The sequence below is a fragment of the Azospirillum sp. TSO5 genome (assembly GCF_003116065.1).
Lineage (GTDB): Bacteria > Pseudomonadota > Alphaproteobacteria > Azospirillales > Azospirillaceae > Azospirillum.
Genome location: NZ_LGQY01000020.1, coordinates 36728 through 53410 on the forward strand (window position 1 = coordinate 36728; position 16683 = coordinate 53410).

The 16683-nt window shown below is 62.1% G+C and carries 17 protein-coding genes; all 17 read left to right on the forward strand.

The window, feature by feature from the left end; all coding sequences use genetic code 11:
* Window position 1: 1 nt before the first annotated feature.
* Entirely contained in the window at window positions 2-655 is a 654-nt protein-coding gene (locus TSO5_RS05960; RefSeq protein ID WP_109150728.1) for a hypothetical protein, read from the forward strand.
* A gap of 2 nt (window positions 656-657) precedes the next feature.
* Window positions 658-987: a hypothetical protein gene (locus TSO5_RS05965; RefSeq protein ID WP_109150729.1), complete on the forward strand. Its 330-nt coding sequence runs from the start codon at window positions 658-660 to the stop codon at window positions 985-987.
* Between the two features lie 3 nt (window positions 988-990).
* Entirely contained in the window at window positions 991-1698 is a 708-nt protein-coding gene (locus tag TSO5_RS05970; RefSeq protein ID WP_109150730.1) for a hypothetical protein, read from the forward strand.
* Window positions 1695-2174 (forward strand): hypothetical protein, encoded by a 480-nt coding sequence (locus TSO5_RS05975; protein ID WP_146203696.1) that lies wholly within the window; start codon window positions 1695-1697, stop codon window positions 2172-2174. The genes TSO5_RS05970 and TSO5_RS05975 overlap by 4 nt, the downstream gene beginning before the upstream one ends.
* Window positions 2171-2674 (forward strand): hypothetical protein, encoded by a 504-nt coding sequence (locus TSO5_RS05980; protein WP_146203697.1) that lies wholly within the window; start codon window positions 2171-2173, stop codon window positions 2672-2674. Before TSO5_RS05975 ends, TSO5_RS05980 begins: the two co-directional genes overlap by 4 nt.
* A gap of 89 nt (window positions 2675-2763) precedes the next feature.
* Window positions 2764-3207 (forward strand): hypothetical protein, encoded by a 444-nt coding sequence (locus tag TSO5_RS05985; RefSeq protein WP_109150733.1) that lies wholly within the window; start codon window positions 2764-2766, stop codon window positions 3205-3207.
* A gap of 97 nt (window positions 3208-3304) precedes the next feature.
* Complete coding sequence (locus TSO5_RS05990; RefSeq protein ID WP_109150734.1) at window positions 3305-3766, forward strand: hypothetical protein; 462 nt, start codon at window positions 3305-3307, stop codon at window positions 3764-3766.
* Window positions 3767-3861: 95 nt separating this feature from the next.
* On the forward strand, window positions 3862-4245 hold the full coding sequence (locus TSO5_RS32130; RefSeq protein ID WP_146203698.1) for a hypothetical protein: 384 nt from the start codon (window positions 3862-3864) through the stop codon (window positions 4243-4245).
* 41 nt (window positions 4246-4286) lie between these two features.
* Window positions 4287-9644, forward strand: a complete 5358-nt coding sequence (locus TSO5_RS05995) for a hypothetical protein (protein ID WP_109150735.1) — start codon at window positions 4287-4289, stop codon at window positions 9642-9644.
* Between the two features lie 9 nt (window positions 9645-9653).
* A complete protein-coding gene (locus tag TSO5_RS06000; protein WP_109150736.1) occupies window positions 9654-10052 on the forward strand; it encodes a hypothetical protein in 399 nt (132 codons plus the stop codon).
* 1 nt (window position 10053) lies between these two features.
* Entirely contained in the window at window positions 10054-11790 is a 1737-nt protein-coding gene (locus TSO5_RS06005; RefSeq protein WP_109150737.1) for a hypothetical protein, read from the forward strand.
* Between the two features lie 2 nt (window positions 11791-11792).
* Complete coding sequence (locus tag TSO5_RS06010) at window positions 11793-12644, forward strand: hypothetical protein (protein WP_146203699.1); 852 nt, start codon at window positions 11793-11795, stop codon at window positions 12642-12644.
* A 9-nt stretch (window positions 12645-12653) separates the two neighbouring features.
* A complete protein-coding gene (locus tag TSO5_RS06015; RefSeq protein ID WP_109150739.1) occupies window positions 12654-14300 on the forward strand; it encodes a hypothetical protein in 1647 nt (548 codons plus the stop codon).
* On the forward strand, window positions 14300-15301 hold the full coding sequence (locus TSO5_RS06020) for a tail fiber domain-containing protein (protein ID WP_109150740.1): 1002 nt from the start codon (window positions 14300-14302) through the stop codon (window positions 15299-15301). Before TSO5_RS06015 ends, TSO5_RS06020 begins: the two co-directional genes overlap by 1 nt.
* Before the next feature lie 67 nt (window positions 15302-15368).
* Entirely contained in the window at window positions 15369-15845 is a 477-nt protein-coding gene (locus tag TSO5_RS06025) for a lysozyme (RefSeq protein ID WP_199230809.1), read from the forward strand.
* Between the two features lie 109 nt (window positions 15846-15954).
* Complete coding sequence (locus TSO5_RS32900) at window positions 15955-16131, forward strand: hypothetical protein (protein WP_199230810.1); 177 nt, start codon at window positions 15955-15957, stop codon at window positions 16129-16131.
* Window positions 16128-16442, forward strand: coding sequence for a hypothetical protein (locus TSO5_RS06030; RefSeq protein WP_109150741.1), 315 nt, complete (start codon window positions 16128-16130; stop codon window positions 16440-16442). The genes TSO5_RS32900 and TSO5_RS06030 overlap by 4 nt, the downstream gene beginning before the upstream one ends.
* The last annotated feature ends 241 nt before the right edge of the window (window positions 16443-16683 follow it).

The following is a 16683-nucleotide window of genomic DNA, read 5'->3' on the forward strand; positions in this document are numbered from 1 at the left end:
CATGTCCGTCTCGATCATCACCACCGTCATCACACCGGCGTCGTCGTACGACCTGATCGACCTTGCCACAGTGAAGGACGATTGGGGTATTAGCGGGACGGGCGACGATGCCTTTCTGACCCGGTCCATCTCCCGGTGCTCTGCCGCCGCGGCGCAGTTCTGCAACCGCGTCCTAGCATCCGAGACGGTGAAGGACGAAATCCGCATCGACCGTGACCAGTATCCTTATCAGGTCCCTGGCGGCGTGCAGTTCCTTCAGCTTTCCCGCTGGCCGGTGTCGTCGGTGGCTTCTGTGGTCGAAGGCGTCGGCGACAACACCACTACGCTGGTTGCCGGCGACGATTACACGGTCAATAAGGCCAACGGCCAGATTACCCGCATCGGTTCGCAGGGCTACCCCATCGTGTGGCCCGCGTCGCTGATCGTCGTCACCTACACCGCCGGCTATGCCACGGTCCCGAGCGACCTTCAGGACGCCGTGTCCCGTATGGTCTGGACCCGCTACGCCGAACGCCGACGCGATCCGTTCGTGCAGCGTGTCCGGGTCGATGGCGTGGACGACGTGACGTACATCACGCCCAAGGCCGATGCCGGCAACCTGTCCGCCGATGTGTCGGACATTCTGGACAATTACCGGGTTCCACAGATCGGCTGATCATGGCAGCGCAAGACACGATTGCCCGGCTGGACGCCTCGCTGGAGCGGGCGGGAACCGACATCAAGATATTCCGTGCGGCGTCCTTCGTGGAGTGCCGCGCCCGTGTCCGTGGCCTGTCGGCGCAGGAGCTACGTCCCGGCAGCACGAGCGGTCAGGGCGCGTTCCGCGCGATCCTGTCGCCAACGGACTTCGCGGGCGGTGCTGTCCCGTTGCCCTTGAAGGTGACGGACAAGGTGCTGTGGAACGGCTCGCAACGATCCATCACCTACGTGTGGCCGGTCATCATGGACGGTCAAGTGGTGCGCATCGAAGCCGACTTTATGGGGTGACCGATGGCCTCCAACATCGACGTTGTGCGCCGGCAACTCCAACTTCTGAAGAGCGACCTATCGCCGCAAGAATTTGTCAAGATGCACGCCGCGACAGCTCGCGCGGCTCGCGCTGAGTTGGAGGCTGAACAGGGCAAGTATCCCACCACTGTTGTGGTGGATGGTCATCGCGGGGCGTCTGAGGACACTGTCCAGTATGGCGGCGTAATCCAGTATGAATTCCACCCGGCCGGCGATGTCATCGACGCCACTTATGCAGCGCTCATGGAGGCCGCCCCGGTCAAGACTGGCAACTACGCCAAGCACATTTGGATGTATGTGAACCGCGTGCGCCGTGATGCTGCGACAGAGGGCGCAACGGTGGACATCATGCCCGGCGACGAGGTGGTGTTCATCGACACGGTTCCGTACGCCCGCAAGATTGAAGGTTGGCGCGGTCGAAGAAGTCAAAGCCGCCCTGGTCTTTCCGCTCAAGCGCCAAACGGCGTTTTCGAGATTACGGCCAGAGCGCTGAAAGCCCGTTTCGGCAACTACCCGGTCAAAATTGACTTTGACTATCGTGGGGTCATTGAAGGCGGCATCGCTGAAGCTGGTGAAGCGAAATCGGCCGTGCGTGGAAAGAAGGGCCGCTTTGTGGCGAATGGTGGCACTCAGTCGGCCAACCGCTCTGAAAACCGTTGGCCTTCCATCGTCATTGAGGTGCTGAAATGATCGGGCCGGTCGAAAACGCCTTTGTCGATACGCTGGGAAGCGCTGCGACATTTCCGATCCGGTGGCCCAATGATCCATGGCCGAGTGGAACCAGCACGTCAGATGGCAATATGCCGGTGGACGAAAACGGGTCGCCGCTACCCGCTATCGAGGCAGAACTGATTTCCGGTCGCGATCAGACGTTACCTGTCGGCAAGAATGCGGCCGGCAAGCGGACGCATCGCCTACCCGGCATCGTGAGGCTTTATGTCTCGGTGGGGCAGGGGACGGGTCGGGCAGCCATCAATGCTGAAGTGGATGCCATTCTAGCCGCCTTCGACCGCGCCACGCTGATCGACAACTATGCAGGCGCCGAGACCCTCCGCACCGAAGACCCCCGCGTTGATGATGACGTTGCGGGCTACGAAGAGGGAAACCGCTTCGTGAGAATGGTCACGGTTCCATGGGTTTACCTATACCCCACGGTGCAGAAATGAAGCCCTATCTGATCGTGGCCTCCGCCGCATCTGTGTGGCGCGACCTTGATGAATGGGGGAGCCGACCCGCCCGCGTGATAGCCGTTAACCGAATGATGGGGCGCTATCCAGGCAAGATTTGGATGGGGGCTACGCTGCACCACGAATTGGCGGCCGAGTTCCGATTGGAACGCCCCGGCGCATGGCCGCTGGTAGCGCCAGAGGGAGCAGAGGGCGTAACGCGCACCTTCCCCAAGCTTGACCAGTGGAACGGCACCAGCGCGCTTTACGCAGTTCGCATCGCCTTGTCGCGTGGCGCTGATCGCATCGTTCTTGCTGGGGCGCCGATTGATGAAGGGGCGCACTGCTACGAAAGCAAGTCTCTTTCACCCTGGCTCAATCAATACCGGCTTGGCTGGACAAAGATGCTCCCACAGCTTCGCGGGCGCGTCCGGTCCTTGTCCGGATGGACACAGAGTTTGCTCGGCAGTCCCTTCGATGGCGACTGGCTGAACGGCTGATCCCTCCCCCTGAAACCTCTTCACCCGTTCGGATGGTCCGGCGGGAAGCCCTGCCGCTGTCTTTGCGGCGCCTATCTGTGGAGTAAAACATGGCCGTAATTACGTCGTCGGGCTATACGCTCAGCATCGGCACGACCGCCACCAACCCCAGCGGTGACAGCTACACGCTGATCGGCGAAATCGAGAACATGCCGGCGTTTGGCAAGCAGTTCCAGGAAATCACGTTCAACAACGTCTCCAACCGCGAGACGCAGAAGTTCAAGGGGAACTACAACCTTGGAACGGTCACGGTTGACCTTGCCATGGATGTCGCGGACGGCGGCCAGACGGCGCTTATTGCGGCCTTGGACGCTGATGATCTCTACAACTTCCGCTTGGAATACAACGACAGCGCCGGCAGTCATGGCTCTTACCGTATCTTCAAAGCCCGCGTGAACGGCTACACCGAGAACCCCGGCAACGCCGGCACGGTGGTCAAGGCGCAGGCCATGCTGTCGATCCAGAACACGCTGACCCGCACTGCGGCGGCGTAATCGTCCTCTCGGCCGAGAGAGGGCGGGCGCTGCTGTCGGGGCGGCGCCCGCCCACCTTCCCGATACCCCGGCACTCCGATCCGACTAAGAGGATACCATGACCGACATCACCGATTTTGATCTTGCCGATCTGGCTTATGGCGAAACGCTGGAGTACGCCATCAAGCACCCCGTCACTGGCGTTGCGACCACATGGGTTTGGACCATTGCCGGCCCGTCGCATCCAATCACGATTGCTCTGAATGAGAAGATCGAAAAGCGCGACCGAGAGGAAGAGTCAAAATTCACGCAGGCGCGCATCGCGGCGGCAAAGGCCAACAAGCCAGAGCCTGAGCGCCCCCTGCTTTCGGCGCATGACCGCGCCAAGAGAAATGCTACTGACTTGGCAGGGCGTGTCATTAACTTCACGCCTGTGAAGTTGGGCGGTAAGCTAATTGAGTACAGCCCCGACAGTGTTGTTGAGCTTCTTTCAGACCTTTCCAAGGATTGGCTGTTCTCGCAGGTTTTCGGGGCGGCTTACAATAAGCTGGGTTTTATTCCGAACTCCGCAGAGACCTGATCCAGTTTGCGGAGTGGCAATTTCGTCTTTGCCGAAAGGGAGAGGACGATAAAGGGAAGCCCACCCCGAGCGAGCGCGAAACGCTTGAAAGGCGCATGCACAAAGCCGGGCCGGATGAGATGCGGAAGATTGCATTCCGCCTTAGCGGCCCTGTCGCGCTTCCTTGGGATTTGCGCCACTTGTGGGAGTGGTTCAGCGAGTTGTCGGACGCCAGAGGCGGCGGCATGGGGCCGTCGCCGATTACCTATCAAGACATCCTGGCTTGGTCGCGTCTCACGGGGCGCAGACCATCTCCATGGGAAGTCTCTGTCATCCGTGAATTGGATAGCCTATGGCTGTCAATCATGCCGAACCCAAAATCGACATCAAATCCGCTAATTACGGAAAGTGGTGAGATAGACACCAAAGCGATCAAACAAAGCGTGGATCGTTTCTTTGACATGATGGGGATTGAAGAAGTCCCAAACAACAAGAACTAGCCGCCCGGTTCGCCGTGGCGGCTTTTTCTATGGAGACGCACATGGCTACCGAACGTCGCGAGATCGTCACAGTTCTGACTGTTGACGCATCTCAACTCCGGCAACAGGCCGATGCGGCGGCGGCGGTTATCGACAGCCTTGGTCAGAAAATCGTCCGCCTTGCCGATGGCACCGAAGTCGTTCAAACGACGCTGGACAACGGGGCAAAGGCGACGCGCGGGCAGAAAGCGGCTTTGGAAAGCTTGCTTACTGCCATGGACCCTCTCTATGCGGCGCAAAAGAAGATCGCCGACACTCAAGAGGTGATCCGCAAGGCGATGCAGGCGGCGACTGCAGAACTGACCAGCAATGCGGATGCAAGTGAAAAAGCTAAGTCTGCTGCTGCCATTCTGACGGCAAAATCCAAAGAACTGTCCGACATTCAGCTTCAACTGACAACCGGTCTAATTTCCGGTGAAGACGCTATCAAGCGCGTCAGTTCCGCCATGACCTCATCTGCGACTGCAACCAAACTGTCGTACGAGAGCCAGCAAATCCTCCGTTCCGGCATCATCAACACGTTCCAGTCTATCTCTGCCGGCCTGCCGGTTGGGCAGGTTCTGCTGACGCAGACGACGCAGACGGCGCCGGCTTTTGTCGAGATGGCGAAGGGGGCCGGGCTATCCACGACCGCCTTGGTTGCGTTCGCTGCCCCTGCGGCTTTGGCGGCCGGGGCCATCGGCGCTATCGCCCTGAAGCTGATCCAGACGCAGACCGAAATGCGCGCGTTCAACGTCGCGCTGAAGGCTGGCGGGGACCAAGCCAAGGTCACGGCGGACCAACTTGAGGCGATGGTTAAAACCATGCAGCAAAAGGGCGTGTCGCGCTCCGATGCTGTGACCATCCTTTCTGGCGTGTCCAGCATTCAGCAACCGCTTGATGCCTCTCAGATCAAGCAGATTGCCGATCTGGCGCCGGACATGGCGGTAAAGTTTGGCGACGCGGGGCAGGCGTTTCAAAAGGCTGTCGGCTATCTCACCGCCGGTCTTCCTGGGATCAAGGCGGCCTATGAAGAAACTCAATCGCTGTCTTTGGCGCAGTATGAAGCCGCCAGAGCTGCCTTTGAGCACGGGAACCGCGGACAGGCGCTTCAGATCGTTCTTGATGGCCTGAAGGCGAAGTTTGCGGGTTTGCATCAAGATAGCCTTGGGCCGGCTCAGAAGGCAATGGAGGGCCTAAAGACCTCCTACGACGAACTGGCGACCGCAGCGGCGACCCATCCGATCACCATCAAGGTGGCGGTGGAGATGTCCGAAGGGCTTCAGTGGGTCGCGCGGTTTATCAAAGACCCGCTGAACACTGAGTTCCCGACGTTTGGACTAAAGGGCGCTCTTGGCGGCGAGATTGCGCCATTGAACAGCAATCCTCGCGGGCCGTCTGAGGGAGCTTTGACTGGAAACTATCGCCCGTCGTCGTCCTACCCATCAGCCCCCGCCGGCACCCCTGTCCCCGGCGTAAAGCCGTCCACCGTTGACGGCATGACCCCCAAGGAATTGGGAGAGCTTTCCGACTTGCGGCACGCCAACGACCTGTTGGCGGAAGCGATGAAGAAGGTTGGGGCGGCGCGTCAGGTTGCCGTCGCTGGAGCGCAAGCATACATAGCGGCGATCAACGGCGGGAAGTCACCACAAGCGGCGCAGAATGCCCAGCTTGAAGCCGAGCGCATGGCGCGCGTCCAGCTTTCGGCGTCCATTGCTGACCAGACGGCGCAGATCACCATTCAGGCTCGCGAAAGCCTGAACATGGCCGATGCCTACATGCAGTCGGCTGCGGCCGGTGAGCGTGCGTCTGCGATGCGTCAGGCGCAGTTGGACAGCCTGCAATCCGGCATTGATGTTGAGGCGCGCTATCGGCAAATCCTGAACGAGCGGGCGGCCACGCAAGCTGCCACGTCGGCACAGGCGCTCCAGACCTATCAGCAGGAGGTTGCTGGTCGGGAGGCGGTTGCCAACGCCACGATGGAAGGCGTTGACGCGGCTTACAAGGCGGAGATGGCGGAGAAGGTGCGGGTTGGCACCTTGGCCGAAACCATCGCGCTCGAAAACGCCTCCGGTGAGGCGGCTGAGAAGCTGCGGAAGATCATCGAGGCGAAGACCGCCGCCATCCTGGACGACGAGCGGGCGCAGCGTAAGCAGCAGGTGGCGCAGGCCATTCAACAGCAGAAGGACCAGTTGGAGCTTGGTCAGGCACAGTTGCGTCTCATGGGGGCGTCGGCTGAACAGCGGGCGGTGGAGATTGCCCGGCTGCAAGCGCTGGTCTACCTGCGGAACCAGCACATTGACGCCCTGTCGGCTGAAGGGCAGGCGTATATCGCGAATGCCGAGAACATCGCTCGGCAGTCGCTCGAAACAGAGCGGTTGCAGGCGGCCTATCAGGAGCTGGAGCGGTTCGGCGATCAGGCGTTTTCGTCCATCGTTGATGCCGCTGTGAAGGGAGGTGACGCTACCAGCGCTTGGAAGAACGCCGTCAAGGGATTGGCGACAGAGTTCGAGACCCTAGCGGCCAAGATGTTGTTGCTGAACCCCATCAAGAACGCGGTATTCGGCTCCAACCTCCCGACGATCTTTGACTTCGGCTCTATGGGCGGCGGCTCTGCTGCCAACCAGAACGGCGGCATGGGCGGCTTGGGCGGACAAGCGCTGTCTCTAGGCAGCAAGTTCCTGCCGACTGGCGGCATCACCGCAGCTATCGACAGTTGGGGATACTCTGCCCTTGGGCTGGGAACTCCACTGTACGGCTCCGCTGGCCTGACCTCTGCCACTGGTGGGCTTGCCAGTAGCGCCGGGGTGGCGGCAGTTCCGGGCGGCGTGACCAACGTGGCGGCAACGCCATCGGTCACGGGCGTGTCTGCTGGCACGGGTCTATCCGCCTATCTCGGAGCGGCCGGCATCGGCTTTGGCGTCGGCTCCATGCTGCCATCGCTGCTGAACATCCACAGCAAGTTGGCTGGTGGCGCGGTTGGCGGTCTCGGTGGCGCTGGTGCGGGCGCACTGGCTGGCACCTTCCTCTTCCCCGGCGTCGGGACGTTGCTAGGTGCGATCCTTGGCGGCGGCTCCGGCTTCTTGGGCGGCCTTCTCGGCACTCAGAAGCCAAGCGTCGGAAAGACTGCATCCTCTGACGTGACGATTTCCAGCAATGGAAAGAGCGCTACCTACGGTAACATTCTGACTGACAATGAAGGAGACCCGGAGGCCGGGCGCGCTCTCGGACAGTACATTTCGTCTATCTTCACAACTGCGGCGGCCGGCGGCGGAAAGCTGACCAAAGACTTCGGATTTGGTCAAACCGCCAAAGACGGCTACTACATCGCCGGCTCTGTCGATTACAAGAAGTTCGGCGACGACTTCGGCGCGCTGATGCGTTACGCGCTCATCGACCAAGGCGGGTTGAAGGACGGTGGCAAGAACACGCTGGCGGCCATCACCAACAGCAAGAACAAAGACGCTGAAGAGTTTGGCAAGGACGTGGCGTTGGGCGCTGGTATTGACGCCGGCAACACAGCGCTCAAAGAAATGGTCAAGACGTTGGCGGGCGTCACGGACGCGGCGAAAAAGGCCACGACTGAGTCCTTTAAGCCGATGTTTGAGGAACTGGAACGCGCCAAGAAGCTGGGCATCGACGGTGCCTATAAGGACTTGGCTACCGACCAGCTTAAGGCGTATCTGGACCAGCTCCGCAACCCGCCGGACTTCACCCAAGTCCAGACGGACATGGCGACGCTGACCGGTCAGTTCCAGGCCGCTCGGGATGCGTACGCCCAACTCAACCCGGCAATGGTCACCTATGTGGACCAGATCGAAAAGGAGACGCGGGCGCGGGTGGCCGCGAACCTCAACAAGTCGTTGGATCAGCAGATCAACGAGGCGAATGGCAGGGGCTACGTCAACCAGATCAACGGCCTGATGGACAACCTGTCCGCCAACGCCCGGTCTCTGGCGGCAGTGGGAGAGCCGGCGGCGAAGGCCAACGACCTGTACAACGCCAGCCTAACGAGCCTGCTGAAGACCCTGACCACAGACCAGCTTGGCGACGTTGCCCGCACCTTCGGCGGCGACATCGCCACGTTGGCGAACAGCATCACGACGGCGGCGACTGCCACACAGCAGGCGACGCGGTTTGAGGAACTGTTTAGCCAGATCAGGCAGCAGAACATTCAGGAAGACATCAGCAACCTGAATGAACAGATCAACGTGGCGAAGTCGGCGCAAAGTCAGTGGCAAAACCTGCTGACGAGCGTTGGCAACTTCCGCGCATCTCTGCTGACCGGAGACCTGTCTCCGCTTTCCGCTAAGGACAAGGCAAGCGAAAGCTTGTCTCAGTTCTTCGCGGCGGTGGACAAGGCCAAGGGGGGCGATGTTGACGCGGCCGGTCAGGTGCAATCCCTGGCTCAGGCGGCGTTGCAGGCCAACAAAGCCTACTACGCGAGTAGCGAGGACTACGCCCGCATCGTCGGCCAAGTCCAAGATGGCCTTGGCGGCGTGGAAAGCGTGGCGACTAGGCAGGTCAGCCTACAGGCGTCGCAACTCTCGACGCTGCAACAGTCGCTCTCGGTCCAACAGTCCATGTTGGACAAGTTGCAAAACCAGACCAGCCAGACGGACATCAGCGCCGTTCTGTCTGGCCTGAATGCGGGGAACTTGGGCGATCTGGTGAGGTGGGGGCAGCGGCAGGGCAGCGATGTCCTTATGCAGGTCCTACAGACTGCCGACGCCAAGCTTGGGCAGGCTGGCAATAATTACCGCTACCGTGCTGGCGACGACATCATGTCTATCGCCAACCACATGGGGACGGATGACTACCTGTCGGTCGGCAAGTCCATCGGCTTCACCGGCGGCATCGACCAACTCAACCCGTGGATCGTGGCCTACAACAAGCAGTCGGCTTTCGAGACGGCTGTGAAGGCATGGGGCGCAAGCCACGGCTACGAGAACGGCGGCGTCGTCGGCAACGGCATCTATGGCGTGGACAGCGTCATAGCCCGCATGGCCGGGGGTGGAGCGGTCCAACTGGCTGGCGGCGAGTACGTCATGCCTGCGAACCAGACGGCGGCTTACCGGCCGGCTCTGGACGCCATGCGGGCCGGAACCTGGGGCGCGGCGAACGACCGCTACTCTGGCAACGTCCTGCCGTTCCGCGGCGGTCAGTCCGGCGGCTCGTCCAACTCCGATCAGGGCTGGAAAGCGGTCGTGTCCGAACTCCAGGCCATGAACCGAGACCAGACCGACTTGGGCAAGGCGATGGTAACCGAACTGGCGCAGGCCCGCCGGACCAACGCCGCTCTCTTGGAAGAAAACCGCCGCCTGCGTCAGCAGCTTTCGGACACCGAAGGAAAGCGGCAGCCGCGCGCTGCCTACAAATAAGGAGCATCCATGGCTATCCAGTTCGACGTAGCCACGCGCAACGCGATGGCTGACGCCATCACCTCTCAGGTGGGCAGCAATGCCCTCCTGAAAATCTACGACGGCACGCCCCCCGGAAGCGTGGGGGCGTCTCTTTCTGGCAACAACCTGTTGGTCAGCCTGCCGTGCTCCGCCACGTTCGCCCCAGCGGCGTCCGGCGGGGCGCTCACGCTGAACGCCATCACCACGACCAATGCCTCCGCCACCGGCACGGCATCGTTCTTCCGGATCACCACGTCCGGCGGGACGGCCAAGGTGCAGGGCACGGTCGGCACCACGGCGAATGACTTGAACCTGACCAGCACAAGCATCGTCTCCGGCGCTCCGGTGGCGATCAACTCCGCTGTTTTGACCATGCCGGGGGCGTAACATGGCTGTATCCGGAGACATCGCCGCGGCACTCGGAGGGGTTACCGGCGCGCTCTCCGGCGCGGTCGGTGCCGGCGGCACCATATCGTCTACGGTCGGGGCTGTCACATCGTCAGCCAGCGGCGCGTCGGGCGTTGGTGGCTCCATCGCGCGCACGGTGTCGGCTGTCACGTCGTCTGCCATCGGCACGGTGGGGCAGTCGTTCCTCTTCGTCCCTAACATCATCAACCAATACCTCGTGGAAGCGACGTATTGGAACGATGACGACGGGTCAGAGGTGACGGAGTACCTTGCCAATCATGACGTGACATTCGACCCGTCCGACACGGCGCCGTCGCAAGAGTACGAAGGACGGGTGACCGCCGCGCTGCAGATCAGGCGTGAGATGTACTCGGATGGGGCCATCGGCGGGGCGTCCCTGCCGTCCTATGGCTCCATTGAAATCGTGGTTGACGACCTGTTGCGAGACAGCGGCCGGCTCGCAGCGTGGCGGGCAGGGCGGTGGGACGGGCGGTCTCTCCGTGTGCTCATGGGGCCGGAGGGGGCCGCGTATTCGGATCACGTCGTCTTGCTGAACGGTACGGCTACCGGCGCCCCATCCGGCGGCATCGGCGGGCTGTCTCTGCCGATTGCTGATCTGCAGGCGTTGCTCGATAAGCCGGTGCAGACCGTCACCTATCCAGGCACGGGCGGATTTGATGGAGGGGCGGACCTGAAAGACAAGGTGCGCCCCGACGTGCTCGGCACCGTCCGTGCGGCGGTCCCGGTCCCGGTCGATACGGCCAACGGCTGGTATGATCTGTCGTATTCCGGCCTGTCGGTCGTCTATGATGTCTATGATGGCGGCGTCCGCATTCCGCCGACCGCCAGCAATCCGCCAGAGCCGGGGAAGGTCTACACAGACCTTGCCGCCGGCCGGATTAGGGTGGCGACGGCGCCAGTCTATGGCCTTGCCGTGGATTGTGTCGGCGCGGCTGCGTCGGGCTCCAGCGTGGCGGCGACGATCTGCGAATGGATCATAACGGATCGGCTGGGCATCGACATCTCGCGCCTAGATGCATCGGCCTTCGCTGCGTTCGGGGCGGCGGCATCGTCTGCGGTTGGCATGTACCTGACCGAAACGACGACGGCCCTCCAGGTGCTTGACTATCTGGTGCCATCGGTCGGCGGCTACTACTCATCCACCCGCCGCGGCTTGCTGACGGTGGGGCGCCTGCGTGAGCCGGCCGCCACGAGCGCGACTGACCCGACGATTGCCCTGGTGATTGATGACCAAGACATCGAGCCGGGCAGCCTGAAGGTGGAGCCGGTGCCGTCCCCGCCTTACCGGTGGGAAATCGGCTACGCCCGCAACTGGACGGGACAGGTCAACGCTTCACAACTCGATCAGCAGTTCATCAGCACTGACCGCCGATCCTTCATGCTGTCCGAATACCGGGTGGAAGCATCTGTCCAAGCCACGACACAGGCCCGCAACTTGCTGTCCAAGCCGTTGCGATCTGACACAGCCATCGACCAACGCGCCGACGCTGCGGCGGAAGCTCTGCGGCGTCGCGACCTGTTCGGCGTGCCGCGCGTCAAAGTCACGCTTCAAATGCAGACGCAGCCATTCGCATTGGAACTCAATGACGAAGTGTGGCTAGACAGCGAGATCAATGGTATAAATAGGTCGCTCGTCATCATCGGCCTAGATGAAAGCGCGCGGACGAGTTCAGTTTCTCTTACGCTGTGGGGGTGATCGTGGCGGCAAATACCGGATATACGCTGTACGGCAACCTCATTGATACCGCAACCGTATCCGCATCGTCTCAGCTAATACCAGTCTACAACTTGAAGAACATGCAGCCCGGAAAGGTCTGGCGCGCGTCGGGATGCGTTGAGGAAACCGTTACGGTGGACCTTGGCTCAAAGCAGTTCGTCGATGCGTTCGCCGTGGTGAACCAGAACATGAATGGTCGCGGAACGATCCGCGTCCAGTTCGCTACGGATGCCGGCTTTACCGACGTGCTGTTTGATGAGACGAAGCGGGCCATCATGCCGGAAGCCGGGCTTGGGTATGACCCGTTCGGGTGGTCGCTTGGCGGATATCCACGCATGGACGACCCGCAGCGCAACCAAGCGATCCGGACATTCCTGGCGCCGAAGAAGCTCAAAGGCAGATACACGCGGTTCACCTTCAAAAACCCAACCCTTGCCGCCGGATACATCCAAGCCGGGCGCCTGTTTGTCGGTCGCCAGTACATCGACGAATACGGCTTCGAGGCCGGCTGGTCCTACACATGGAATGACCCGTCGCAGATTTCTGACACTGAACGGTCGATCTTCACTGTTTCGCGACCGCGGTTCCGCCTGATGAACGGAAAGTTCCCGGCCATGTCGCCAGAAGCTGCTTTCGGCGCAATGGACCGGATGAAGAAGCAGCTTGGCAAGAGCAAGGATTTGATCGTCTCGGCTTTTCCTGAGGATCAGTGGAGCGCCCAGCGCGCCTACGCGACCAGCATCTACGGCGTCCTATCAGAGACGGCGGCAACCGGAAACCCATTCTTCGAGCGCTTTGACACCACGTTGTCCGCTCGCGAACTCGTGCCGTAAGGAGCAATCATGACGACTTTGCAAGAAAAGCTTGATGCTCTTATCGAGCGCGAGAACGAAGAATATGTCGACCAGATGGAAGACTTCTTCCAGCAGCTTGTGACCGACTACGATGCCGTTAGTGATCGCTTCATTGCGACCAGCACCAGCACGGTAACGGTCGGGGCGGGAACGAAGACCTTCACGCTAAGCGCCAACGGCAAGAGCTTCGCTGTCGGCTCCTACGTCATGGCCTACAAGACCAGTGACCCGACCGTCTACATGATTGGTCAGGTGACGGCATTCAGCGACCCGACGCTTACCATTTCCGTTGGGGATGCCGACTATGGCGGCTCTGGAAGTGCATCGGCTTGGACCATTGCCCTGTCCGCAGCCCCGATCAATGGCGATGCGCGGTATCTCCAGATCGCCAACAGGCCGGCGCCGAACCTAGCTCAAAACAGCAGTTGGCTCGTGATGACCGGCTTCGACCCCGTGACGATGCCGGACGTCGCGGGAACCGGAACCATGGGGACGATCAGCGTCAGCAGCTACACCACGGGCAGCAACGAGGTGACGGTCAGCGCCAGCGATACGCAGGGTCTGGTGGACGGCATGCTGGTGCGCTTCGCCGCGCCTGCCGATGCGGCCATGCGCTACTGCACGCAATCCGATGGGACGACGGTCAACACCTTCAGCTTGCGCGCCTATGAGGTGACCCCCACCAGCTTCAAGATCAGGTTGCCCCTGGGGCGATCCCCCGCGTCGTCGGCAGCGTGCACTGCAACGATGGTGACGCCGGGTGATACGGTCGGCGTCTCCGGCGACGGGCCGGATGGATGGGCCAAAAGCACCACCATCAAGATGTGGCGGGATGTGCATGCCGCCAACCGGCGGGCGGGGTCGAAGTACCAGATTGGCCTGCGCAAGGGCAGCGCATCAGCGGAAATTTTCGCGTGCGCATCCCCGGCGCAGTCCCTGGACCTATACCGGGGGCGGCAGGTGGCCTTTGGGATGGCCGTCAAGCAGGCTTTGCGCGGTGGTACAGGCACGTGGCGGCTCGCAATCAGCGACGGCGCCACCATCACCTATAGCGACCCGGCTCCGGCGACATCGGATTACCAGTGGCTGAGCGTGAGCGCCACGATCCCGGCTGACGCTGCTTCGGTCACGGCATGGCTGGAGACCATCGGCGCAAGCGGTGATGTGTATTACGTCGCCAAGCCGATGATTGCATACGGCCCGGCAATGGACGAGGGCGCCTATTATCCCAGCGCAGGCCGCATCTTCTTCGATCGGAAATTCACGCCGCTCAGCTTCAATACCGTCGACTACACGACGCCAAGCGCTGCCGATGGCTTGGGCCTCTACTCCACGCGGGTTGACATCTACCAAGACACCAACGGCGCGCTCTGCCCGGAGGTCCGGTGGTTGGACGCGCAATTTGAGGGCATTGGGCAGGCCGGCGCCTGCGGGACACCGCTGGCCATCCGGTCCAATGAGTTGACCGGGATCAAATTTGGCGCGGCGCCGATCTATTGCGCCATTGAGGGCGTCATGTGCGCGGCGTCCGGTAGCGTCCAACTCGATCCGTCGGGCGCCTGCTGGGTCTACAGCGGGCTGCCGAACATTTCGTGGAAATACGTGAGCATCGACATCAACGGCGCAGGTGTGTAATGGCCGCGACAGCAGCAATCAACATCGGGGGCCGCTCCATCTCCACCACGGAGGGCGGCGCGAAGGTAGGGACCACGGGTCCTGTCGAGACGGACAGCGTCGTCAGCGTTGGCGGCAAGGGTGGCGCCTATGCCAACCCGCTGACGCTCACTCCAGCCGCCAGCGGATCGGCCGCAACCGTGGTCGCCACCGGCAAGCTGGCGCTCGGGTCCGATGGCGTCGGGGGGCTGGAGGTGCAGAGCGCCGGCCTTCTCGGCAGCTTCCCCCGGATCATCCCAGCGCTAGGGGTCAATGCCGGCCTCGGCCTCTCCAGTCTGGGCGGGTTCTCGGTTCATCTCCAGGCCGGCGGCATCGATCAGATGCGCGTCAATTACGTGGCCGGCGCCGATCGGTATTGGACGGTGGCCGGCAGTGCCGGCGGCAGCCCGATCTTGGGCGTGTCTGGCGGCAACGCAGCCATCGCCGCCACATGGATGCCGGCGGCCGACAACGCGTATTCGCTCGGCACTGCCACGTTCCGCTACGACACGGTGTACTCCGCCACGGGCGCCATCAACACCTGCGACATGAGGGAAAAGACCGATATCGTCGATTGCCCGCTCGGCCTGGACTTCGTGCTTGCGCTGCGCCCGAAGGAATACCGGTGGATCGTCGGCGGGCAGGACGTGGAGCGCGTCGAAGACGGGCACATGGAAGCGGTGATACCTGCCGTGGTCGCGGAGGACGGCACCGTTCTCGCGCCCGAGCGCATCGTACGGGAGCCGCAGTACCGCTACGTCGTCACGCCACGCGAAGGGCGCCGCAAGCATCTCGGCTTGCTGGCGCAGGATGTACGCGCCGCGCTGCCGCCCGGCACAGATTACGCCATGTGGACGCAGGACGACCCGTCCAACCCCGATAGTCGGCAGGGCTTGCGACCTGACCAGCTAATAGCCCCGCTGATCCGGGCGGTGCAAGAGCTGACGGTCCGCGTTCAGGAACTTGAGGCAAAAGCCGCCTAACCGCGACAACACTCCAACCCTACAGGCCGCCAGAGAGCGGCCTTTTTCATGGAGGGCCTGAACTTTGGTGACCATCACTCCCGGCGCAATCGCGAATGCGTGCGCCATCATTAAGCAATTCGAGGGGTGCGAGAAGCGGATGCCCGACGGTAGGCTGCGTGCCTATCCCGATCCGGCAACCGGCGGCGCTCCCTGGACCATCGGCTTTGGCTCCACCGGCAAGGACATCTCACCCGGCACGATCTGGACACAGGCTGAGGCCGATGCCCGTCTGGCGCAGGAAGTGGCGGAGAAGGCCGCCGCGGTTGTGAAGGCAGTCACTGTGCCGGCGACAGATGCCCAGATCGGGGCGGCCATCTCGCTAGCCTACAACATCGGCGCCACCAACTTCGCCAACTCCACCTTGGTCCGACTGTGGAACTCCGGCGCCAGCAAGGAGAGCGTGGCGGATCAGTTCCTTGTCTGGCGAAAGGCGGCAGGGAAGGTGATGCCCGGACTGGAGCGGAGACGGGCCGCTGAGCGAGCGCTTTTTCTCTCTGCCTGACCCAAGCCCGGAATTCCGAGTTTGACCGCCGCCCGGCCAGTCCGTGGCGGCATTTTCATTAACCGGAATTCCGGTTATCAAGCGATATCAAAGCCCTAGGAGACCGACAATGGACGCCACATTCATGGAATGGCTCGGCTATGCCACCCTTTACGCCATCGTCGTCAAGGCGGTGCTGGCGTCCACTCCCACCCCTCCGCCTGAAACGGCAATCGGCAAGGTGTACCGCGCCCTGGAGTGGAGCGTTTTGGTCATCGGAAGGGTCAAGGAGAACGCCGGCCGATGAGCCTCCTTGCCTCCTTACTCGGCTCCCGCTTTGGCTTGGCTGGAGTGGTGGCCGTCATCATGGGCTTGGTCGTCGGTGGCCTGTGGCTGGATCGCTCGTCCCTGAAAGCCGACGTGGCCCAGCGTGACGCCACCATTGCCGCCAGAGACGCGACGATCGCCGAGCAGAACGCCGCGGTGGATCGCATGCGCGCCGATGCACTGGCCGCGTCACAGGCCGCCAGCGACCGCGCCAAGGCCGTCCTGAAGCCACGTCCCAAGCCTTCCACAGCGACCGTGCAGGAGCTCAACCAATGGCTCGTGTCCAAGTAGCCCTTGCCGCCGCTCTCCTGGTCGCGGGATGCGCCACGGAGACGCCTGTGGTCAAGGTGCCCGTCATTGAGAGAGCCGTGCCTCCGGCCGAGCTGGTGGCGCCCATACCAACGCCGGGCGCTATCTTCTCCGCCCCGGCGTCATCCTCCGTGGCGTGCCTCGACCCGGCCGGGCGTGATGCCCTGGTATCGTACGTCGACATGCTGCGCCAGCGGGTGTCTGCCTGGGAGGCGTGGGCCGC

What these genes read in the sequence shown, in the direction of transcription:
- TSO5_RS06015 (WP_109150739.1), top strand. Translation starts at nt 12,654, where the DNA reads ATGACGACTTTGCAAGAAAAGCTTGATGCTCTTATCGAGCGCGAGAAC.
- TSO5_RS06030 (WP_109150741.1), top strand. Translation starts at nt 16,128, where the DNA reads ATGAGCCTCCTTGCCTCCTTACTCGGCTCCCGCTTTGGCTTGGCTGGA.
- TSO5_RS05980 (WP_146203697.1), top strand. Translation starts at nt 2,171, where the DNA reads ATGAAGCCCTATCTGATCGTGGCCTCCGCCGCATCTGTGTGGCGCGAC.
- TSO5_RS05965 (WP_109150729.1), top strand. Translation starts at nt 658, where the DNA reads ATGGCAGCGCAAGACACGATTGCCCGGCTGGACGCCTCGCTGGAGCGG.
- TSO5_RS32130 (WP_146203698.1), top strand. Translation starts at nt 3,862, where the DNA reads ATGCACAAAGCCGGGCCGGATGAGATGCGGAAGATTGCATTCCGCCTT.
- TSO5_RS32900 (WP_199230810.1), top strand. Translation starts at nt 15,955, where the DNA reads ATGGACGCCACATTCATGGAATGGCTCGGCTATGCCACCCTTTACGCC.
- TSO5_RS06005 (WP_109150737.1), top strand. Translation starts at nt 10,054, where the DNA reads ATGGCTGTATCCGGAGACATCGCCGCGGCACTCGGAGGGGTTACCGGC.
- TSO5_RS06000 (WP_109150736.1), top strand. Translation starts at nt 9,654, where the DNA reads ATGGCTATCCAGTTCGACGTAGCCACGCGCAACGCGATGGCTGACGCC.
- TSO5_RS06020 (WP_109150740.1), top strand. Translation starts at nt 14,300, where the DNA reads ATGGCCGCGACAGCAGCAATCAACATCGGGGGCCGCTCCATCTCCACC.
- TSO5_RS05985 (WP_109150733.1), top strand. Translation starts at nt 2,764, where the DNA reads ATGGCCGTAATTACGTCGTCGGGCTATACGCTCAGCATCGGCACGACC.
- TSO5_RS05990 (WP_109150734.1), top strand. Translation starts at nt 3,305, where the DNA reads ATGACCGACATCACCGATTTTGATCTTGCCGATCTGGCTTATGGCGAA.
- TSO5_RS05995 (WP_109150735.1), top strand. Translation starts at nt 4,287, where the DNA reads ATGGCTACCGAACGTCGCGAGATCGTCACAGTTCTGACTGTTGACGCA.
- TSO5_RS05960 (WP_109150728.1), top strand. Translation starts at nt 2, where the DNA reads ATGTCCGTCTCGATCATCACCACCGTCATCACACCGGCGTCGTCGTAC.
- TSO5_RS05975 (WP_146203696.1), top strand. Translation starts at nt 1,695, where the DNA reads ATGATCGGGCCGGTCGAAAACGCCTTTGTCGATACGCTGGGAAGCGCT.
- TSO5_RS05970 (WP_109150730.1), top strand. Translation starts at nt 991, where the DNA reads ATGGCCTCCAACATCGACGTTGTGCGCCGGCAACTCCAACTTCTGAAG.